This is a genomic window from Methyloceanibacter sp. (assembly GCF_050728395.1).
Taxonomy (GTDB): Bacteria; Pseudomonadota; Alphaproteobacteria; order Rhizobiales; family Methyloligellaceae; genus Methyloceanibacter.
In genome coordinates this window covers 1-19,258 of the sequence record NZ_JBOHJB010000057.1, presented here as the reverse complement: position 1 = coordinate 19,258, position 19,258 = coordinate 1, and the positions used below count along the sequence as shown (strand labels likewise).

Genomic DNA, 19,258 nt, shown 5'->3' with positions numbered 1-19,258 from the left:
CGCTCTCCCCTTGTGGCAGAGCATCCCCTCACCCTGAGGAGGGCCGCAGGCCCGTCTCGAAGGGTGAGGGTGCCAACCATGCTTCGAGCCGCCGCCTTCGGCGGCTCCTCAGCATGAGGCTTAGAGCTGGGGATTGATGATCACCTTGCCGGTGACCTTCCGCCCCTCGATGAGGCCGAGTGCCGTGGCCGTCCCTGCCAGCGGAAAGACGCCGTGAATATGCGGCACGATCTTCCCCTGCCGGCACCACTCGAGCAGCTCGACCATATTGGCCCGGTGCCGGTCCGGATGACGCGCGACGAAGCCGCTCAACAGCACGCCGACGACCGAGCAGCCCTTGAGCATCACGAGATTGAGCGGAAAGCGCGGAATCTCACCGGCGGCGAAGCCGACCACGAGATAGCGTCCCTCCCAGGCCATGGCGCGTAACGCGGGTTCCGCGTGAGGGCCACCGACGCAGTCATAAAGCACATCGACCCCGGTTCCTCCCGTCAGCTCCTTGAGCCTGATCTTCAGATCTTCCGTCTGATGGTCGATGCCCTCGGCGGCACCATGCGCCTTGGCGATGGCAAGCTTGTCGGCCGATGAGGCAACGGCGATGACGCGCCCGCCCATGAGCGTGGCGATCTCGACGGCCGCAAGCCCGGCGCCGCCCGCCGCGCCGAGCACGGCGACGGTCTCGCCGGGCCTTAGCCGCCCGCGATCTTTGAGCCCATGCAGCGCCGTGCCGTAGGTCACCGGAATGCCGGCCGCGGCCTCGTCGCTGACCCCATCGGGGATCGGAACGGCGTTGCTCGCCTTGATCGTCACCTTCTGCCGGCAGCCATTGCCGCCGATGGAGGCCACCACCCGTTGCCCCGGCACGAGGCTGGAAACCCCTAGGCCCACGGCCTCAACGGTGCCAGCCACCTCTCCGCCAGGCGAATGGGGCAGAGTCGGGGTCACCTGATAACGGTTGCGCAGCTGAAGCGTATCGAAGAAGTTGAGCCCGACCGCCGCCACGCGGACGACGATCTCCCCCTCTGCGGGCGTTGGATCCGGAACCTCTTCGATGCGAAGCTTCTCCGGTCCGCCGAACTCGCTGTACTGCGCCACGCGCATGGCTGTTTTCGTACTCCTGTGCCGGCAAATCGGCCGGCCAGCCCCAAGCCAACTAGCCGCCGCTTATGGCATAAACGAGCTGTGAAATCCCAGCCAGGAACAGCCCGAGGATTCTTCGCCATCGGCATCGAGGGCGTCTCGAAGGCCGTCAATCTCGGCAATCTGCTTCGCTCGGCCCACGCCTTCGGCGCAAGCTTCGCGTTCACCATCGGCGCCGATCCTGGCGCCATGGACACCATCGCCGACACTTCGAGGGCCTCCTCGCACCTTCCCCTCTATCATTGGCAAGACATCGACGAGCTTCGCCTGCCGCGCGGCTGTAGGCTGGTCGGCATCGAGCTTCTCGACGAGGCGGCGGAACTGCCCGCCTTTCCCCATCCGGTGCAGGCGGCCTATGTGCTCGGGCCTGAACGGGGCGCGCTCAGCGCCGGAGTGATCGCCCGTTGCCATCATCTTGTGCGCATTCCCACCGCCTTCTCGCTCAATGTCGCCACCGCCGGCGCCATCGTCATGTACGATCGGTTGCGTAGCCTCGGCCGCTTCGCCAGCCGTCCGGTGGCCGGCGGCGGCCTCCCTGAGCCGGTCGCCGAGCATGTGGCAGGCGGTCCACGCCGCCGAAACAGGCGGATTTGACCCCCTCTTCTGGCCAAGGCGCGATCAAATATGTATGCTTTCGTCCGCTCACGACGAATCGGGACGGGGAAATGCGCCGAGCCGTTCGAGCTCTCTGCTTCATCGCCGCGCTAGGCTGCACGCCAGCTTGGGCGGACGCAACGCTCCTGGAAAAATTCAAGGAGTGGTCGGCCTATGCCGCCTCCGGCACGCCGAAGGTCTGCTTCGCCGTGTCCCAGCCGAAGCAGACGACCCCCAAGAAGATCAAGCGCGGGCCGGTCTACTTCTATATCTCGCGCTGGCCTGCCGACAACGTCGCCAATGAGGTGAGCGTCAAGATGGGCTATCCCTTCGGCGACGGCGCCAAGGCCACCGTCACCGTGGGCACGGCAAAATTCGACCTGTTCACCAAGGAAGAGGGCGCTTTCGTCGAGAAGACTGACACCGAGGCGAAATTGGTCGAAGCCTTGAAGAAGGCCAGCACCATGAAGATCGACGGCAAGTCTGTGCGCGGCACCGCGACCAGCGACGTCTACTCGCTGGACGGCCTGAGCGACGCGCTCGCCCGCATCGCCAAGGAATGCTCGAGTTGACGCCACGCTAGAGACGTCACCCTCCCGTCATTGATTGCGGCAATGAACAGGGCTAGCGTCTCCTTTCATGCGGCGCGGTTCAAATGGGAGGACTCCATGAAGCTTGCTTACGCTGCGGTCGTCGCAGCCCTTCTTGCCGCGAGCCCGGTCAAGGCTCAGGTGGTTGATCTGTCGACCATCACCTGCGCCGACTTTTCGCAGCGTCCCGCCGACCAGATGGGCAACATCATGTTCTGGCTCGAAGGCTACTATACCGAGGACGACGACCCGACCACGATCGACTTCGCCGAGTTCAAGTCCACGCTGGAGAAGCTCCTCGTCTATTGCGGGAACAATCCCACGGTCGGGGTGCTCACCGCTGCCGACGAAGTGATGGGCAACGACGGCGACGGCAACTGAGCTCCCTCCCGCGGATCTCTCGATTTTCCGCCGCTGGCGCCTTGGCAAGGCGACCCGCTCGCATGATATGACGGTAGGATCGGGGGCTTGACCCCCGGCCGATCGATAGACCATGTCCGCACCATCCCTTGCCGATAGCACCCCGCCGCAGCAGGCGGATCGCCGCGACACCCTGATTGGGCAGGATCGCGAGGGCCTTGCCACGCGCCTCGAACAGCTTGGCGTGCCCGAGCGCCAGTCGCGCATGCGCGTCGGCCAGTTGTGGAACTGGCTCTATGTGCAAGGCGCGACTGACTTTGCCCGCATGACCAACATCGCCAGGGAGTTCCGCGCCGAGCTCAATTCGAGCTTCACCCTCTCACGTCCTGAGATCGTCACCGAGCAGGTGTCGTCCGACGGCACGCGCAAATGGCTGCTTCGCCTCAATGACGGCAAGGAGGTGGAGACCGTCTATATCCCGGAAGAGGATCGAGGCACGCTCTGCATTTCGAGCCAGGTCGGCTGCACCCTCACCTGCAGCTTCTGCCACACCGGCACGCAGAAGCTCGTGCGCAATTTGACGCCGCCTGAGATCGTCGGCCAGATCATGGTGGCGCGCGATCGGCTTGGCGATTGGCCAGGCGCGGTCGCCGAAGATCCGCGCGGCATTCCCGACACGATGCGCAAGATCACCAATGTCGTGCTCATGGGCATGGGCGAACCTCTCTACAATTTCGATCACGTGCGCGACGCCATGGCGATTGCCGCCGACGGCGAGGGGCTCTCCGTGTCGAAGCGGCGCATCACGCTGTCCACTTCCGGCGTCGTTCCGGAGATTCCGCGCTGGGGCGAAGAGGCCGGCACCATGCTGGCGATCTCGCTTCATGGGGTGCGCGATGAGCTTCGCGACACGCTCGTGCCCATCAACAAGAAATGGCCGATCAAGGATCTGCTCGATGCCTGCCGCGCCTATCCGGGTCTTTCCAACGCCAAGCGCATCACCTTCGAATATGTGATGCTGAAGGGCGTCAACGATTCCATCGCCGACGCCAAGGAGCTGGTTCGGCTGCTCGTTAAGATCCCCGCGAAGATCAATTTGATCCCGTTCAATCCCTGGCCTGGGGCGCCTTTCGAATGCTCCGACTGGGAACAGATCGAAAAATTCGGCGAGGTGGTGAACCGCGCGGGCTATGCGAGCCCGGTACGCTCGCCGCGTGGCCGCGACATCATGGCCGCCTGCGGTCAACTGAAAAGCGCAAGCGTGAAACAGCGTGCCGGCGAGCGTCTCTCGACGACGCTGTAGGGTGGGCAACGGCTCTTGTCGTTGCCCACGCTGAGCAACATCCCTGGTGGGCACGCTTCGCTTTGCCCACCCTACGATCTTACCCAATCTCACCGGAAAGACCGTCTTATAGTGCAGGCTCATCCAGCGCGAGACCCCGTCGCACGAACCGAGCAATGATCACCCGCACCATCCTCCACGCCCTTTGGGCGGCGACCGTGTTCGTCTTCGCCGTGGCGGTGGCGCTCGGCGTGCTGTTTGTGCTTGGCGCTTTATGGGTCGGCGATGAGCTTCGCGCGGCGGCGCCGCACGACCCGATGCTTCGTCACGGCGCGGCATCGGTGTTCGGCATGGTGGTGTTCGTGGGCACCGTGACGCCCGCGCTCACCGTGCTGCCGGCGGCCATCGCCGCCATCGCCGGCGAGGCGCTGCGCATCCGCTCCTGGATGTACTACGTGCTTGCCGGTGGTGCTGCCATGGCGGCGATCCCCGTTCTCGCCTCGCCGCGGAGCGATCAGTTCCCCTCGCTCCCAGCTAGCCAATACATGACGATTTTCGCCGCCGCTGGCTTCGTCGGCGGCTTCGTCTACTGGCTGCTGGCTGGGCGGAACGCGTGAAAACCAGGTGGGACCGGTCCCCTTTTGTGTGGGGCCGGTCCCTGAGACGCAAAACTTCACTCGTCCTGGAGATGTGACCTCACTGGGTCACGAGAATCACGATCTGCGATTTGCCTTAACAACCGGTAAGCGACGATCGGCGCCCCGCCTCTTGCGCGGAACCCTCTCCTGCCTATAGTCCCGGCGCAATCGTTTCCGCCGGGGCGCATCCACCCCCAAGAGGCTTATTCCATGGCCACCGCCGTTAAAAAGGTGGTGCTCGCTTATTCCGGCGGGCTCGACACCTCGATCATCCTGAAATGGCTTCAGGAGACCTATGGGTGCGAGGTCGTCACCTTCACCGCCGATCTCGGCCAGGGCGAGGAGCTGGCGCCCGCCCGCAAGAAGGCCGAGATGCTCGGCATCAAGGAGATCTTCGTCGAGGATCTCCGCGAGGAGTTCGTGCGCGATTTCGTTTTTCCCATGTTCCGGGCGAACGCGCTCTACGAAGGCGTCTATCTGCTCGGCACGTCCATCGCCAGGCCGCTGATCGCCAAGCGGCAGATCGAGATCGCCAAAGCGACCGGCGCCGACGCCGTGGCCCATGGCGCCACCGGCAAGGGCAACGACCAGGTGCGCTTCGAGCTCACCTATTACGCGCTCAACCCCGACATCAAAGTGATCGCGCCCTGGCGCGAATGGAACTTCAAATCGCGCAGCGACCTGATCGAGTTTGCCGAGAAGCATCAGATCCCGGTGGCCAAGGATAAGCGCGGCGAAGCGCCGTTCTCGGTCGACGCCAATCTGCTGCACTCATCCTCCGAAGGGAAAGTGCTGGAGGACCCGGCGAGTGAGCCGCCGCCTTACGTTTATCAGCGTACCATTGCGCCTGAGGATGCGCCGGACAAGGCGACGGTGATCACTATCGGTTTCGCCAAGGGCGATCCGATCTCGATCGACGGCAAGACGCTCTCGCCAGCGAGCCTGCTCACGCGGCTGAACGAGCTTGGCCGCGATAATGGCATCGGCAGGGTCGATCTCGTCGAGAACAGGTTCGTTGGCATGAAATCCAGAGGCGTGTACGAGACCCCCGGCGGCACCATCCTGCTCGCCGCGCACCGCGCCATGGAATCGCTCACGCTGGACCGCGAGGCCATGCATCTGAAAGACTCGCTGATGCCGCGCTACGCCGAGCTGATCTATTACGGCTTCTGGTTCTCGCCTGAACGCGAGATGCTGCAGGCGCTGATCGACAAGAGCCAGGAGCACGTCGAAGGCGAGGTAACGCTCAAGCTCTACAAGGGCAACGTCACGGTGATCGGCCGGTCGAGCCCGAAATCGCTCTATGCCAGCAAGATCGTCACCTTCGAGGACGACGCCGGCGCCTACGACCAGAAGGACGCCGAGGGCTTCATCAAGCTCAACGCGCTTCGCCTGCGGCTGCTCGGCAAACGCAAGCGCTGAGGTGCGTTCTTAGAGCTGCAATCTGTTCGCGACTCGCCTAACCTGCCTTTATGGAAAAGCGCTACCAAGTCTTCGTGAGTTCAACGTTTGCCGACCTGAAGGATGAGCGTCAGGCGGTTACACAGGCACTTCTTAGTCTTGATCATTTCCCTGCGGGGATGGAACTCTTTCCTGCCAGCGATGATGACTCGTGGACACTCATCCAGGGAGTCATCGACGATAGCGACTATTATCTTCTCGTGATTGCAGGCCGGTATGGCTCGGTCGATGAAGCCGGCGTGAGTTATACAGAGAAGGAGTTCGAGTACGCCCTTTCGGTTGGGAAACCGGTTCTGGCGTTCTTGCATGAAGATCCAGGTGCTATCGCTGTAGCCAAGACCGATCAATCCGACGCCGCCGCCAAAAACCTCAAAGAATTTTGTGACCGGGTAAAAAAACGCTGCCACGTAAAGCTTTGGAAGAACGCTGATGACCTCAAGGCTAAGGTAATCCAATCAATTGCCGCCGAGACGAAGCGAAATCCGCAGGAGGGTTGGGTAAGAGCTGGGTTAGCAGGCGACCCTCGACGTCTTAATGAATTGCTTGAGGAGGTTGAGCAGCTAAAGACAGAGCTGGCGACGATGTCCACTACAGCCCCACAAGGGAGCAGCCAATATTCGCAAGGAAACGATTCGGTCGAAGTGCTTGTGAAGTATGAAAAGACCTACGTTAGCAAATCTGAGTCGAAGTCCATTTCGATTACGTGGAATCAAATTGTATATGAACTAGGCCCACTGATGCTGGAGGAATCATCAGAGGGATTCTTGCGCGACCGACTCAATGACGAACTTCGCTACTACGATAAACAACTGAGGGAGGGCCCCTTTTTTCGGCTGGAAATTAGCAATGACAGTTTCGAGACGATCAAGGTCCAACTTATGGCCCTCGGCATCATGCAGAAGAGCAACAAGAAACATGCCGTCACGGATCACGCCACCTACTGGTCGCTCACGCCTTACGGTGAGCAGTATCTCGTCGGCCTTCGCGCAATAAAGAGACCCGGGGTGAAATCGAACAGTGACGAGAAGGGTCAGAGCGCCTCGGAGCACGAATGATGTGGCCTGACACGCGCCTGCTTGATCTGTTCGGCATCGAGCTGCCCATCGTGCAGGCGCCGATGGCCAACGCCACTGCCGTCGACATGGCCGTCGTCGTGGCCAATGCCGGCGGGCTCGGGGGCTTTCCCTGCGCCGCTTTGACCGACGACAAGATCGTCGCCGGTGTCGCCGCGATCAGGTCGCGCACCAACCGGCCGATCAATCTGAATTTCTTCTGCCACCAGCCTGCGCCGCCGGACGAAGCCCGCGACGCCGCCTGGCTCGAGCGCCTCGCGCCCTATTACGCCGAGCTTGGCGCCGAGATGCCGAAGCTCCCGCTCAAGGCCTCGATCGTGCCGTTCACCGCTTCGACCTGCGCCGTGGTCGAGCAGCTTGCCCCCGCGGTGGTGAGCTTCCATTTCGGCTTGCCGGATGCCTCTCTCGTTGCCCGCGTCAAGTCCGCGGGCTGCAAGGTCATAAGTTCGGCCACTTCGCTCCGCGAAGCGCTTTCCCTCGCCGACCGCGGGGTTGACGCCATCATCGCGCAAGGCGCCGAGGCCGGCGGCCATCGCGGCATGTTCCTCGAGACCGATGTCGCGGCCCAGATCGGCACGCTCTCTCTGGTGCATGAAATCGTGAATGCGGTGGACGTTCCGGTGATCGCCGCCGGCGGCATCGTCGACGGGCGGGGCATCGCGGCAGCGTTTGCACTCGGCGCCGCCGGCGCGCAGCTCGGCACCGCCTACCTCAACACCCCCGAGGCTACCATCTCACCGGTTCACCGTGCCGCGCTGGCCGAGCCCGACCGGCAGACCGTCATCACCAATGTGCTGAGCGGGCGCCCGGCGCGTTCGATCCTCACTCGCTTCGTGGCCGAGCAAGGCCCGCTCAACGAGGCCATCCCGAACTATCCGCTTGCCACGCCGGCACTCGTACCGCTCCGCGCCAAGGCGGAGGCGAAGGGCTCGCCCGATTTCTCGCTGCTCTGGGCAGGTCAGTCCCGCGCCCCCAGCCGCAACCTCGGGGCAGCCGCGCTGACGAAAGCGCTTGCCGATGAGGGCCTTGCCGAGTTGCGGAGATTGGCGTCGAGTTGAGCGGTCTTTACGCCACGGCGTAAGTGCTTGCCGGCTGGGCAGCCGCCGCTGGCTCGGCGGTTTGCGAAAACTCGAGACGCGGCAGCGCGCACAAGCCACCTCCGAGATAGAGGTGATGCCAGAGCTGGGTGGCGACCACGCCGCCAAGTCCGAGGCTCGTGAAGTTGCCGAGCTTGTCGCCCTCGTGCTTCGCCAGCGTCTCGCAATCGCGGCGCACCGACGCGACATCGAAATAGCCGGTGCGCGCGAGCGACTCCGGGCTCATCAAATCGCGTACAAAATCCGGCGGGTTGGCAAGGAAGCTTTCGGCAAGGGGTGCGCGGAACATGGCCTTGCGCCGCTGGGCGATCTCAGCCGGCAGGATGCGGGCGGCGGCCTGCCGCAACAGATATTTGTCCTGGGTGAGGCCATGCAGCTTCCAGCGCGGATGAATGCGCGAGGCAAACGCGATCACGTCTTCATCGAGAAACGGGTAGCGGGTCTCGACGCTGTTGGCCATGGCCACGCGATCGCCCTTCTGCGTCATGAGCAGCCCGGCGAGAAGCACCTTGTAGCCGAGATAGAGCGAGCGGTTCAGCGGATGCCAGCGGCGCAGGCGTGGCAGGTCAAGCGCCAAATCCTGATAGGCGACGAAATCGCCGAGCTGCTCCTTGAGGCCCTGGCTGTAGTAGCGGGTGCGCGATGTCGCTACGAGATTGTAGAGAATGGATTGGGCGTGCGGGCCGCCGATCATGTGGTCGATGCGCGCGAATTCGCCTAAGCTTATGTCAGGCGCCGCCCATTTCCGAGCCAATCGACTGATGCCGGTACTTACGCGCAGCGTATCGCCGAGATCGAGTTTGCGCGCAGCCTCCCTGATCTTGAACCACACATAACCGGCAAAGCCCTCGTCGGCGCCTTCGCCGGTGAGCACAGCCTTGAACCCTTGCGCATGCACCTCGCGAGAGAGCGCGAGCAGCGCGGCACAGGATGTGTCGAGCACCGGCGTCTCCGCGGCTCCGATCAGCGCCGCGTAGGTCTCGGCGATGACGTTCGGGCCGGCTTCAACCATGGTTGCGGCGCCGCCGACGGCGCGCGCCGTGACCGCGGCGTTGGCTTCCTCGTCGAGCTCGGGGTGAGGGACCTTGATGGTGAAACTCGGAATTGGCGTCCCGCGGACCTTGGCTGCGGTGGCGAGCACATAGGCTGAATCGACGCCACCGGAGAGATAACCGACGACGGGCACGTCGGCCCTGAGCCTGATCTCGACCGCACGTCGGAACTTTTCCTCGAACTCATCGATCAGGGCTGTGGGGTCGGAAGGATCGTCTTCATCGCCCCAATCGGGGAAGTCGAGGTCGAAATAACGCCGCTCGACGGGCTCGGCGGCATGGCCGTCCCGCTGGAAGGCGATCCTGAGATAGTGCCCCGGCAGGATCGATTGCACGCCTTCAAACAGGGTACGGCGGGACCCGAGGGCAAAGAACGTGAACAGGTGATCGAGGCCGCGGATATCGGCCACCGGCGGCACGGCGCCAGAGGCGAGCAGCGCCTTGATCTCCGAACCGAAATAGAAGAAGTCGCCTTGCCGCGACCAGAACAACGGGCAGATGCCGACGCGATCGCGCGCCAGGATCACCACCCGCTTGGCGAAATCGAACAACGCGAAGGCGAACTGGCCCTTCACATGCGGGAACAGATCCTCGCCGTGCTCCTCGTAGAGATGCACGATCAGCTCACAGTCGCTGCCGGTGCAGAACCGATGACCGCGCGCCTCAAGCTCGGCCTTGCGCTCCGGATAGTCGAACAGTTCGCCGTTGCAAATCACGGCGACGGTGCGGTCCTCGTTGAAGATCGGCTGCTGGCCGTTGTTCAGCCCGACGATGCTGAGCCGTTGCGATGCGGCGCCGATCCCCGGGGCGAACAGGGTGCCGGCTTCGTCGGGGCCGCGATGGGTGAGCGCCGCGCCCATGCGCGCCACTTGCGCCCGATCCGGCTCCCGTCGACCTTTAAGGTCGATCACACCCGCCAACCCGCACATCGACGCCTCCTTCGCGCAAAAAGTCTCGCGCGGGTTAACTGCCGGGCGTCGCTTTTTTATGGCGATGCAGTGCAGACTCATCGACGCAGCCTAGAAGGCGCGTCCAACCCCGAATCGCTCTGAATGCAGACGCAGCACTCGCCAGAAGCGGCGAGTTTCGTCAAGTTCACCCTCTCAGCTCACGCTTACCTTACGCCTTCTCCGCAAGCGGAGGGAGCCTTTATTCAGGCATGATCACGGCGCCCTTGGGGAACTTGGCGAACACACTCTGCGGAACCCCAAAATTGGTGGTAAGCAAGAGATCGGGATTGGCGGCCATCCAGGCCGTGATGGAGATCGATTGGTAGGTCGCGTTGTTGAGCACGAGCACCACCTCCATCTCCTCGCTGCCGGTGTTCTCGATATAGTGGCCATAGCCTTGCGGCACATAGCCGACATCGCCCGCGCTGAACTCGTCGGTCCGCGCGCGGCCATGGCTGCCGAACACGGTCATCCGCGCGCTGCCTCTGAGGTAGAGCTGCCATTCCGCGGCATTCGGGTGCCAATGCAGCTCGCGCAAGGCGCCCGGCTTGATGATGAGGAGCGCTCCCGTCATGGTCGATGAGATCGGGAATTCGGCTTGCGACACCGTGCGCATGGTGCCGCCGGCGAAAACGTCGGGGCGCTGGGCGAGGAGCTGGTACCGGTGGGTGAGCGGCGGCGCGTTCAGCGAGCCTGGCGCAGGCTCCTGCGGAAATGGCGGCGGCACCGGGCCGGTTGCGATATAGACCTCCTTCTTCGGAAAGTCGGCGAAGGTCGTGGCAGGCAGATCGAAGGTCTTTGCCAGCACCTCGGGCGGCGTGTGGCCGAGCCAGTCGCTGATTGAGAACGTGCCGAACTCAGAGAAATAGCCGTTGTCGAACACCAGCACGAAAACGCACGTCCCGGGGCCGATCCCTTGGATGGAATGGCCGTGGCCGCGCGGGAAGTACCAGACGTCGCCAGGACCGAAATCGACGATCTCGCACTGGTTCTGCGGGTCGATGGTGGTGACGCGGCAGCGGCCTTCGATCACATAGGCCCATTCGGCAGCGTTGGCGTGCCAGTGCAGCTCGCGCAAGGCCCCGGGCTCGAGCGTCATGTAGACGCCGGCAAGCTTCTCCGACACTGGGAACTCGACGACGGTCGCTTCCTTTGCGGTGCCGCCATTGAAGGTCTTGGTCGGCAGGCTGCCGAGCGGGAAGCGGAAGGAAGGAAGCTCCGGTCCGTCGAGCGGCGGAGGCGCAGGCCCAAAGGGCGGTTGCATCGTGGCGTCACCCGCCGCTGCGGCACTCGCGAGAAGACTGCCCATGGCTACACCTCCGATGAGATCGCGTCGGGACAATCCGGGCATTACGTTCCCTCCGAACCAAAGCGCCTGGAAGGCTTCTTATCGCCTGGGCAGGACCGCGCCGAAACCTCGGCGAGATGGTCAGCCACGCACGAGCCAGACCCTGGCGGGTCTGGACCCTAACCCACAAGACCTCGTCAGAGCCGGGCGAAGTCCGGGCCATCCACGAATTTCGACACGGATGGCAAGACTTGGAGGGCAAGCCGTGGACGGCCAGCCTGTAGGCAATATTCGGACCCTCTTCTTGCCGCAGCGCGCCAATTGAACCATATGGCGCTTAAGCGCCGCCTTGTAGTCGCGGCCGAAGCGGTTATATTGCGCTGCACAAATCACCAAGCCGCCGACGCGGCTTTAGCGAAATCCTCTCCCACATGAACCTTCGTAACATTGCCATCATCGCCCATGTCGACCATGGCAAGACGACCCTGGTCGATCGGTTGCTGCAGCAATCCGGCTCGTTCCGCGAGAACCAGCGGGTCGCCGAGCGCGCCATGGATTCCAACGATCTCGAGCGCGAGCGCGGCATCACCATCCTTGCCAAGGTGACCTCCGTCGTCTGGGCCGGCACCCGCATCAACATTGTCGACACGCCTGGCCACGCCGATTTCGGCGGCGAGGTCGAGCGCATCCTCAACATGGTCGACGGCGCCCTGGTTCTGGTCGACGCCGCCGAGGGCCCCCTGCCGCAGACCAAATTCGTGGTGTCGAAGGCGCTCAAGATGGGGCTCAAGCCCATCGTGGTCATCAACAAGGTCGACCGCCCCGATGCGCGTCCGCACGAGGTGGTGAACGAGGTGTTCGACCTTTTCGCGAGCCTCGATGCGTCCGACGAGCAGCTCGACTTTCCGATCCTCTACGGCTCGGCCAAGGAAGGCTGGATGGCGGCGAGCCCCGAAGGCCCCAAAGACGCGCGCATGCAGCCTCTGTTCGATCTCGTGCTGCGCCACGTGACGCCGCCGCAGGTCGAGGAGGGCCCGTTCCGCCTGCTCGGCACCATTCTCGAAGCCAATCCCTATCTCGGACGCGTGGTCACCGGGCGCATCACCTCCGGCGCCGTCGCGCCGAATCAGATGGTCAAGGTGCTCGACCACGACGGCGGGCTGATCGAGCAGGGCCGCGTCTCCAAGGTCCTTGCCTTTCGCGGCCTTGAGCGGATCGGGCTCAATGAGGCATCCGCCGGCGACATCGTTTCCATCGCCGGTCTCCCCAACGCCACGGTGGCGCACACCATCTGCGCACCTGAGGTCACCGAGCCCCTTCCCGCCCAGCCGATCGATCCGCCGACGCTGTCCATGACCTTCCGCGTCAACGATTCGCCTCTTGCCGGCACCGAAGGCGACAAGGTGACGAGCCGCATGATCCGCGACCGTCTGTTGCGCGAGGGCGAGGGGAACGTCGCGCTGCGCGTCACCGAGTCTGAGGAACGTGATTCCATGGAGGTCGCCGGCCGCGGCGAATTGCAGCTCGGCATTCTGATCGAGACCATGCGGCGCGAGGGCTTCGAGCTCAGCGTCTCGCGACCCAAGGTTCTGTTCCGCCGCGACGAAAGTGGAGGCCTGCTCGAGCCGATCGAGGAGGTGGTCATCGATCTCGATGCCGAGCATTCCGGCATCGTAGTGCAGAAGCTCTCCGAGCGGAGGGCCGAGCTTGTGGAGATGCGTCCCTCAGGTGGCGGGCGCCAGCGGCTCGTGTTCTACGTGCCGACCCGCGGGCTGATCGGCTATCAGGGCGAGCTCCTCACCGATACCCGCGGCACCGCGATCATGAACCGCCTGTTCCATGCCTACGCCCCCTACAAGGGTGAGATCCAGGGGCGGCGGAACGGCGTGCTGATCTCCACCGACGCCGGCGAGGCGGTGGCTTACGCCTTGTGGAACCTCGAGGACCGCGGGCCGATGATGATCGACCCCGGCGTGCGCGTCTATGCCGGCATGATCGTTGGTGAGCACACCCGCGACAACGACCTCGAGGTCAATGTGCTCAAGGGCAAGAAGCTCACCAATATTCGCACCACCTCAAAGGACGAGGCGGTACGCCTCACCCCTCCCATCCGCATGACGCTGGAGCGGGCGCTCGCCTATATCCAGGACGACGAGCTTGTCGAAGTGACGCCGAAATCAATCAGATTGCGCAAGCGGCACCTTGATTCCAATGATCGCAAGAAAGCAGAGCGGGCAAAGGTGGCAATGGAGCTTGCCTAAACTTCCTAATTATACTGCCACTATTCCTAGTAATGTGCAGTTATTTTCCAAGCAACTTGTATTGATCTCCATCAAATATCTGAAATTATTGCTGGGTAGTTTCTCCTCATAAGTAACCCGACGCTGGAGGACTTTTCCCATGATGAAAGCTTTTGCCATCGCCCTCGTGCTCGCCCTTGGCTGCACCGCCGCCCTTGCCGAGAATGACGACGACAAGGTGCGCGAGACCGACATGGCTAAGGTGACGGCAGCTCTCGCCGATCTCGGCTGCAAGGACCCCGAGGGGGTCAAGAAGGAACAAGAGGGCATCTACGAGATCGACGATGCCAGATGCAAGATGGGCACCATGGACATCAGGCTCGACAAGGACTTCTCGGTCATTCTTATCTCGCGTTACTAGACACGAGGTCGACCCGCGGCAATCTCGCAACAAATTCGAGGTCCCTGAAAGGCGGTCCGGATCACCGGTCCGTCTTTTTCTTTGCCTGCCGCGCCGGCGGTCGGGTGCGGTGCGGACATCACACTCAGCCATCTCCGTTGTGAGCAGCGCGCGTTCCCTCTGCCCATCCGCTTGCGTCTGCGCTACGCTCGACGCATGGAGACCGACGTCGTGCATATCAGGCCGGCGAGAGCCAAGGATGCGTCAGCCCTGGCCGATGTCTACGCCGAAGCTTGGCGCGGCGCCTATCGCGGCATCATCCCGCATCTCTCGCTTGAGCGCATGATCGCCCGCAGGGGCGAGCGCTGGTGGAAGGCAGCGCTTGCCGACCGCCGTCCTTTGCTCGTGCTCGATTTCGACGGTGCGGCGTCCGGCTATGTCACCTATGGCCGCTGCCGTTCCGGGCGCGCGCCGTTTCAGGGGGAAATCTTCGAGCTCTATCTCCATCCCGTCTATCAGGGGCTCGGTCTCGGCGAGAAGCTGTTCGAGCGGGCGCGCCAGAGGCTGTTCGATCTCCGCCTCAGGGGGCTCATGGTCTGGGCGCTGACCGACAATGACAGCGCTTGCGCCTTTTATCTCAGCCTCGGCGGCAAGCCGGTGGCTGAAGGCGCCGAGCGGTTCGGCGACATCTCCTTGCGCAAGGTGGCGTTCGCCTGGAGCTGAGCCTAGTCGACCTTTAGCCCATCGCGGACAGTCGCCAAGACGGCGGAGACGTCGCGCCGCACATCCATCTCCTCGTCTTCCAAGCGCATCTTGTAGGCGAGCACGGTCCACCACAGCGCCGTCATGATCGAGGCCAAGGCGAGCGCGCCGAAGGCTAGCGGCAGGACGAAGGTCTCGACGATGGTCACCGCATAGTTCGGATGGCGCAGGTAACGATAGGGTCCGCGCGCGACCACAGGGGCTCCAGGCAGCGTGAAGATGCGGTGCGTCCAAAAGCGCCCGAGCGTGAAGATGACCCAATAACGCACGAGCTGGAGCACGAGGTAATAGACGATGAGCGTCCAGAGAATTGGCGCATCGGCCGGCACGAGAAAGAAAAGCGACGCGATCCAGGCAAGGTGCGTCGCCGCCACCACCGGATAATAAGCGCGTCCGGCCTCGTGCGCGCCGAGGGCGACGAGCGCCTTCGTATTGCGGGCCGAGTAGAGCTCTTCCAGGCCGCGCTGAGCGAGCAGGAGAAGCGCGGCAATCTGCGGGGCACCGATGAGATCGAGGGCGGCCACGCGGCGCTCAGAGCTCGACCGCGAGAAAATAGGCCGAGAATCCAGGTCCGAACGCCGCCATCAGATGCGGGCCGCTTGCGCCCGCATGAAGCGCCTGGTCGAGGGTGAAGAGAGCGGTGGGCGAGGACATGTTGCCGAAGTCGCGTAAGACCGCCCATGAATAGCCGAGATCGTCGCGACTGAGCTCGAGCAGGCTCTGCACCGTCTTGAGCACCTTGGCGCCTCCGGGGTGGAACAGAAAGCCGTTGAACTCTCCAAGGCTCATGCCGCTTGCGCCGAGAAACGCCTGCACGGCCGGCTCGAGATGCCGGCGCAAGAGCTGCGGCAGGTCGGGGCTCAGCACCACGCCGAAACCGTCATGCCTGATGTCCCAGCCCATGATGTGCTCGGTATCGCGCCAGAAATGATCGCGCGCGGCGATGATCCGACCGCGCCCGCCCGACGCTTGGCGCCCGCCCTTGGTGTTGCGAAGAACCACGCAAGCGGCGCCGTCGCCGAACAGCGCCGCCGACACGAACATGGCCATGCTCGGATCGTTGACGCGAAGGCAGAGGCTGCAAAGATCGACGGTGAGGAACAGCACATGGGCGCCGGGCATCGCTTGCGCGTAACGCGCCGATCGCGCAAGCCCGCCAACGCCGCCGCCGCAACCGAGCCCGAAGATCGGCAGCCTCTCGACCGACGCCGGCAAATCGAGCCGGTTGATCAGCTTGGCATCGAGGCTCGGTATGGCGAGGCCGGTGATGGTGTTGACCACGATCGCGCCGATATCCTTGAGCTCGATGCCCGCTTCACGGACGGCGCCGCGCGCCACCTCTTCGAGCAGGTCGAGAGCGTGCCGCACGAACACATCGGTCCGTTCCTCCCAGCCATGCTCAAGCTCGTACCACTCGGCGGGCTGGCATGTGTAGCGCGTCTCGATCCCGGTGTTGTGGAAGAGACCTTCATAGTCGGCAAGGCCGGGGAACAGTCGCCTGGCGCGCCGCGTCGCGTCGGCTTGTGAAAGCGCGTGGCGAGGCACCGCCGTGGCGACGCCTGCGATCTCGACATCGAAGTGCGTCTTCAGGCGACGGGAAGGGCGGAGCGCGCGCGTTGTCTTCAGCATCAGGAGCCCCCTGGTGGGCGAGCATGGCAGGGGGGAGTTTGGACCCCCGGACCACGCACCAACCAGCGTTCGCGCGTCGCAGGGACGTCAATTCTTCGTGTGGGTTCCGCAACGCGGGCAAAATTGCGGCAATCGCTCGCCACCTTGCTTCCCGCAAAACGCCACAAGGCTCTTTGCCAGGGAGTAACCCCGCCTGCCGATGTGGCTTGTGACAAGCGAAGTCACGGCCTAGAAGGTCGATGGCGCGCGGGCGACGAAAGGGACCCGCGCGTCAACCGTCTAGGCCCTTTTTTTCGGTCCCTTGGCCATGTCCGAGATGAAGCTCGCTGTGCTTGGCGCCGCCGGCCGCATGGGGCAGACGCTTGCCCGGGCCATCGCGGTCACGGAAGGTTGCGTGCTGGCGGGCGGCATCGAGGCCAAAGGCTCGCCCTCAGTGGGCCGCGATTTGGGTGAGGTGGCCGGACTCGGGCCGCTCGGCATCGCCATCACCGACGATCCTCTGCCGGTCTTCGCCGAGGTTCACGGCGTGCTCGATTTCACCACGCCGACGGCCACGGTCGCCTTTGCCGGGCTCGCGGCACAGGCGCGCATCGTCGACGTCATCGGCACCACCGGGCTCTCAGCCGACGACCAAGCCAAGATCGAAGCCGCCGCCAGGCACGCGGCGATCGTCAAGGCCGGCAATATGAGCCTCGGCGTCAATCTGCTCGCCGGCCTGACGGCGAAAGTGGCGCGCACGCTTGGGCCCGAATTCGATATCGAGATTCTGGAGCTGCACCACCGGCACAAGCGCGATGCACCCTCAGGCACCGCGCTCCTGCTTGGCGAGGCCGCCGCCTCGGGCCGTAATATTAGGCTGAAGGACCACAGTGCGCGTGCCCGCGACGGCGACATCGGCCCTCGCCGCGAAGGTGACATTGGCTTCGCCGCCTTGCGCGGCGGCGACGTGGTCGGCGAGCACAAGGTGATTTTCGCCGGCCCCGGCGAGCGCATCGAGCTCGTCCATATCGCCACCGACCGCGGAATTTTCGCTCAAGGGGCGATCAGGGCGGCGCTGTGGGCGCGCGGCCAAGGCCCCGGGCTTTACTCCATGCAGGACGTCATCGGCCTGTAAATCTTGCGGCGGAAACCGGTTTTTGGTTCATCACTTGGCAAAATATGGGAGCTGCCCCTAAAGTCCCGCCTCTTGCGCCGGAAAGGGCCGAAGCGGAGCCAAGGATCAAGGTCTAAGGAGCTTTGTTGCGACCTTCCTCCACATCGAAAGCCGGGGCCGCCAAGGCGGCGAGCAAGAGCGGTGCAGGCATGTCGCTCCGTCAAGGCGAAGAAGTCCCTGCCATGAAGAACGTGCTGGTTCTCGTCCGTCACGGCGAGAGCGAGTGGAACCGGCTCAACATGTTCACCGGCTGGCAGGACGTCGACCTGACCGAGGAAGGCGTGGCCGAGGCCCATCGCGCCGGCGCCATGCTCAAGGCCGAGGGCGCCCATATCGACGTCGCCTTCACCAGCCTGCTTAAGCGGGCGCAGAACACGCTCAAGATCATCCTGAGCGAGTTCGACCAGAACACACCCATCGTCTACGACGCGGCGCTCAACGAGCGTCACTACGGCGACCTCGTGGGACTGAACAAGGACGAGGCGCGGCAGCGCTGGGGCGAGGAGCAGGTGCATCTCTGGCAGCGCTCCTACGACATCGCCCCTCCCGGCGGCGAAAGCCTGAAGGACACGGCGGCGCGCGTGCTGCCCTTCTACGCCAAGCGCATTGCCCCCGAACTTCAGGCCGGCAAGAGCGTGATCCTGGTCGGTCACGGCAATTCCCTGCGCGCGCTCGTCATGCAGCTCGATCGCCTGAGTCCGGAGCAGGTCAAGGAGCTCAGCATCGGCACCGGCATGCCGCTGATCTACCGCCTCAGGCCCGACGGCACGGTGGCGGAGAAGCGCGATCTCGCCGCTTAGCGAGAAGTTGCCCTTGGCGAGTAGGTGCCACTTGCTCTCCCCTCCCCCCTTGAGGGGGAGGGATAGGGAGGGGGGTCAACGGAAGACTCTGCGTGGGACATCGTACCTCACCCCCCTCGGATCGGCCGCGCCGATCCTGCTCCCCCTCAAGGGGGGAGCGGGGAGTGCATGGAAACGCTCAGGCGGGACGCCCTACAACACTAAACCGAGGGAGCCTTGTTGGCGGAGAGCGCCGTCGACAGCGCTTGCGCGAAATCCTCGCGCTCCGGGTCGGTGAGGAAGGTGGCAAAGACGAGACGCTTGCCGTGGCTCGCGATCGACAACTCGCTCGAGCGGCCGATGCGATCTTCGAGGTTGAGCCGCACCCAATAGGGATTGAAGCTCCAGACTTGCGCCTTGCCCGAGGGCTCGACCCGCGTCACGGTCAGCGCGGCCTGGGTGAGGTCCACTGTCTCGTAGAGGCGGGCCGCCAGGTAGTTGAGCTTGAAGGCGATGTAGATGAGGGCGACGTCGAGCCCCATGAAGCCGACCACCGGCCAGGCGCCGATGAGATAGAACAGGAGACCGGTGCTGAAGCTGACGATGCAGACTGCGGTCATCAGCACCGCGAAGCCCTTCGGCCCGAGCGACCGGTGCGGCGTCAGAATGGCGGCGAAGCTCGTTTCTGCTTGTGGGCTCGCGGAGAGCTCTGTCATAGCTCGTCTCGTCCGTCTCGAGAGCTATTGGTAATCACCGGAACATGGGAGTTC

The 19,258-nt window shown here is 63.8% G+C and carries 19 protein-coding genes; 13 read left to right on the top strand and 6 right to left on the bottom strand.

The genetic code is table 11. The features are described from left to right. Positions 1–120 precede the first annotated feature (120 nt). Positions 121–1,101 carry an NADPH:quinone oxidoreductase family protein gene (locus ACREC7_RS11155; protein ID WP_431555760.1) on the bottom strand — a complete coding sequence of 327 codons (981 nt, stop codon included), beginning with the start codon at positions 1,099–1,101 and terminating at the stop codon, positions 121–123. 81 nt (positions 1,102–1,182) lie between these two features. Here ACREC7_RS11155 and ACREC7_RS11150 point away from each other — a divergent pair, with 81 nt between their 5' ends. The 8 genes from ACREC7_RS11150 to ACREC7_RS11115 all read left to right on the top strand — a co-directional run bounded on the left by ACREC7_RS11150 (position 1,183) and on the right by ACREC7_RS11115 (position 8,196). After that, a complete protein-coding gene (locus ACREC7_RS11150) occupies positions 1,183–1,734 on the top strand; it encodes an RNA methyltransferase (RefSeq protein ID WP_431555759.1) in 552 nt (183 codons plus the stop codon). Positions 1,735–1,805: 71 nt separating this feature from the next. Next, positions 1,806–2,306: an invasion associated locus B family protein gene (locus tag ACREC7_RS11145; protein ID WP_431555758.1), complete on the top strand. Its 501-nt coding sequence runs from the start codon at positions 1,806–1,808 to the stop codon at positions 2,304–2,306. A 96-nt stretch (positions 2,307–2,402) separates the two neighbouring features. Beyond that, positions 2,403–2,705: an HdeA/HdeB family chaperone gene (locus ACREC7_RS11140; protein WP_431555757.1), complete on the top strand. Its 303-nt coding sequence runs from the start codon at positions 2,403–2,405 to the stop codon at positions 2,703–2,705. A gap of 112 nt (positions 2,706–2,817) precedes the next feature. Then, positions 2,818–3,987 (top strand): 23S rRNA (adenine(2503)-C(2))-methyltransferase RlmN, encoded by a 1,170-nt coding sequence (gene rlmN, locus ACREC7_RS11135; RefSeq protein ID WP_431555756.1) that lies wholly within the window; start codon positions 2,818–2,820, stop codon positions 3,985–3,987. A 155-nt stretch (positions 3,988–4,142) separates the two neighbouring features. Then, positions 4,143–4,583, top strand: a complete 441-nt coding sequence (locus ACREC7_RS11130) for a hypothetical protein (protein WP_431555755.1) — start codon at positions 4,143–4,145, stop codon at positions 4,581–4,583. A gap of 231 nt (positions 4,584–4,814) precedes the next feature. Further along, positions 4,815–6,026 carry an argininosuccinate synthase gene (locus ACREC7_RS11125; protein ID WP_431555754.1) on the top strand — a complete coding sequence of 404 codons (1,212 nt, stop codon included), beginning with the start codon at positions 4,815–4,817 and terminating at the stop codon, positions 6,024–6,026. Positions 6,027–6,076: 50 nt separating this feature from the next. Continuing rightward, complete coding sequence (locus tag ACREC7_RS11120) at positions 6,077–7,120, top strand: DUF4062 domain-containing protein (protein WP_431555753.1); 1,044 nt, start codon at positions 6,077–6,079, stop codon at positions 7,118–7,120. Continuing rightward, on the top strand, positions 7,120–8,196 hold the full coding sequence (locus ACREC7_RS11115; RefSeq protein WP_431555762.1) for an NAD(P)H-dependent flavin oxidoreductase: 1,077 nt from the start codon (positions 7,120–7,122) through the stop codon (positions 8,194–8,196). The genes ACREC7_RS11120 and ACREC7_RS11115 overlap by 1 nt, the downstream gene beginning before the upstream one ends. A gap of 7 nt (positions 8,197–8,203) precedes the next feature. On the opposite strand, the gene asnB is transcribed toward ACREC7_RS11115, so the two are convergent. Together asnB and ACREC7_RS11105 are read right to left on the bottom strand one after the other, a co-directional pair. Further along, positions 8,204–10,216 (bottom strand): asparagine synthase (glutamine-hydrolyzing), encoded by a 2,013-nt coding sequence (asnB, locus tag ACREC7_RS11110; RefSeq protein ID WP_431555752.1) that lies wholly within the window; start codon positions 10,214–10,216, stop codon positions 8,204–8,206. A gap of 220 nt (positions 10,217–10,436) precedes the next feature. Beyond that, positions 10,437–11,546 carry a cupin domain-containing protein gene (locus ACREC7_RS11105; protein ID WP_431555751.1) on the bottom strand — a complete coding sequence of 370 codons (1,110 nt, stop codon included), beginning with the start codon at positions 11,544–11,546 and terminating at the stop codon, positions 10,437–10,439. A 410-nt stretch (positions 11,547–11,956) separates the two neighbouring features. Here ACREC7_RS11105 and typA point away from each other — a divergent pair, with 410 nt between their 5' ends. The 3 genes from typA (at position 11,957) to ACREC7_RS11090 (ending at position 14,888) form a co-directional block, all read left to right on the top strand. Beyond that, entirely contained in the window at positions 11,957–13,786 is a 1,830-nt protein-coding gene (gene typA, locus ACREC7_RS11100) for a translational GTPase TypA (protein WP_431555750.1), read from the top strand. A 139-nt stretch (positions 13,787–13,925) separates the two neighbouring features. Beyond that, positions 13,926–14,186, top strand: a complete 261-nt coding sequence (locus tag ACREC7_RS11095; protein WP_431555749.1) for a hypothetical protein — start codon at positions 13,926–13,928, stop codon at positions 14,184–14,186. Positions 14,187–14,381: 195 nt separating this feature from the next. Next, positions 14,382–14,888: an N-acetyltransferase family protein gene (locus ACREC7_RS11090; RefSeq protein WP_431555748.1), complete on the top strand. Its 507-nt coding sequence runs from the start codon at positions 14,382–14,384 to the stop codon at positions 14,886–14,888. Between the two features lie 2 nt (positions 14,889–14,890). Here ACREC7_RS11090 and ACREC7_RS11085 read toward each other — a convergent pair whose 3' ends face one another. Both ACREC7_RS11085 and ACREC7_RS11080 read right to left on the bottom strand, forming a co-directional pair. Beyond that, on the bottom strand, positions 14,891–15,451 hold the full coding sequence (locus ACREC7_RS11085; RefSeq protein WP_431555747.1) for an isoprenylcysteine carboxylmethyltransferase family protein: 561 nt from the start codon (positions 15,449–15,451) through the stop codon (positions 14,891–14,893). 7 nt (positions 15,452–15,458) lie between these two features. Continuing rightward, positions 15,459–16,556, bottom strand: coding sequence for a type III polyketide synthase (locus ACREC7_RS11080; protein ID WP_431555746.1), 1,098 nt, complete (start codon positions 16,554–16,556; stop codon positions 15,459–15,461). Positions 16,557–16,863: 307 nt separating this feature from the next. On the opposite strand from ACREC7_RS11080, the gene dapB reads away from it, so the two are divergent. Together dapB and ACREC7_RS11070 are read left to right on the top strand one after the other, a co-directional pair. Further along, positions 16,864–17,670: a 4-hydroxy-tetrahydrodipicolinate reductase gene (dapB, locus tag ACREC7_RS11075; RefSeq protein WP_431555745.1), complete on the top strand. Its 807-nt coding sequence runs from the start codon at positions 16,864–16,866 to the stop codon at positions 17,668–17,670. Positions 17,671–17,891: 221 nt separating this feature from the next. Then, positions 17,892–18,509 carry a 2,3-bisphosphoglycerate-dependent phosphoglycerate mutase gene (locus ACREC7_RS11070; protein ID WP_431555761.1) on the top strand — a complete coding sequence of 206 codons (618 nt, stop codon included), beginning with the start codon at positions 17,892–17,894 and terminating at the stop codon, positions 18,507–18,509. A gap of 200 nt (positions 18,510–18,709) precedes the next feature. Here ACREC7_RS11070 and ACREC7_RS11065 read toward each other — a convergent pair whose 3' ends face one another. Beyond that, positions 18,710–19,204: a DUF2244 domain-containing protein gene (locus tag ACREC7_RS11065; RefSeq protein ID WP_431555744.1), complete on the bottom strand. Its 495-nt coding sequence runs from the start codon at positions 19,202–19,204 to the stop codon at positions 18,710–18,712. Between the last annotated feature and the right edge of the window lie 54 nt (positions 19,205–19,258).

What these genes read in the sequence shown, in the direction of transcription:
- ACREC7_RS11155 (WP_431555760.1), bottom strand. Translation starts at nt 1,101, where the DNA reads ATGCGCGTGGCGCAGTACAGCGAGTTCGGCGGACCGGAGAAGCTTCGC.
- ACREC7_RS11145 (WP_431555758.1), top strand. Translation starts at nt 1,806, where the DNA reads ATGCGCCGAGCCGTTCGAGCTCTCTGCTTCATCGCCGCGCTAGGCTGC.
- ACREC7_RS11140 (WP_431555757.1), top strand. Translation starts at nt 2,403, where the DNA reads ATGAAGCTTGCTTACGCTGCGGTCGTCGCAGCCCTTCTTGCCGCGAGC.
- rlmN (WP_431555756.1), top strand. Translation starts at nt 2,818, where the DNA reads ATGTCCGCACCATCCCTTGCCGATAGCACCCCGCCGCAGCAGGCGGAT.
- ACREC7_RS11130 (WP_431555755.1), top strand. Translation starts at nt 4,143, where the DNA reads ATGATCACCCGCACCATCCTCCACGCCCTTTGGGCGGCGACCGTGTTC.
- ACREC7_RS11125 (WP_431555754.1), top strand. Translation starts at nt 4,815, where the DNA reads ATGGCCACCGCCGTTAAAAAGGTGGTGCTCGCTTATTCCGGCGGGCTC.
- ACREC7_RS11120 (WP_431555753.1), top strand. Translation starts at nt 6,077, where the DNA reads ATGGAAAAGCGCTACCAAGTCTTCGTGAGTTCAACGTTTGCCGACCTG.
- ACREC7_RS11115 (WP_431555762.1), top strand. Translation starts at nt 7,120, where the DNA reads ATGTGGCCTGACACGCGCCTGCTTGATCTGTTCGGCATCGAGCTGCCC.
- asnB (WP_431555752.1), bottom strand. Translation starts at nt 10,216, where the DNA reads ATGTGCGGGTTGGCGGGTGTGATCGACCTTAAAGGTCGACGGGAGCCG.
- ACREC7_RS11105 (WP_431555751.1), bottom strand. Translation starts at nt 11,546, where the DNA reads ATGGGCAGTCTTCTCGCGAGTGCCGCAGCGGCGGGTGACGCCACGATG.
- typA (WP_431555750.1), top strand. Translation starts at nt 11,957, where the DNA reads ATGAACCTTCGTAACATTGCCATCATCGCCCATGTCGACCATGGCAAG.
- ACREC7_RS11095 (WP_431555749.1), top strand. Translation starts at nt 13,926, where the DNA reads ATGATGAAAGCTTTTGCCATCGCCCTCGTGCTCGCCCTTGGCTGCACC.
- ACREC7_RS11090 (WP_431555748.1), top strand. Translation starts at nt 14,382, where the DNA reads ATGGAGACCGACGTCGTGCATATCAGGCCGGCGAGAGCCAAGGATGCG.
- ACREC7_RS11080 (WP_431555746.1), bottom strand. Translation starts at nt 16,556, where the DNA reads ATGCTGAAGACAACGCGCGCGCTCCGCCCTTCCCGTCGCCTGAAGACG.
- dapB (WP_431555745.1), top strand. Translation starts at nt 16,864, where the DNA reads ATGTCCGAGATGAAGCTCGCTGTGCTTGGCGCCGCCGGCCGCATGGGG.
- ACREC7_RS11070 (WP_431555761.1), top strand. Translation starts at nt 17,892, where the DNA reads ATGAAGAACGTGCTGGTTCTCGTCCGTCACGGCGAGAGCGAGTGGAAC.
- ACREC7_RS11065 (WP_431555744.1), bottom strand. Translation starts at nt 19,204, where the DNA reads ATGACAGAGCTCTCCGCGAGCCCACAAGCAGAAACGAGCTTCGCCGCC.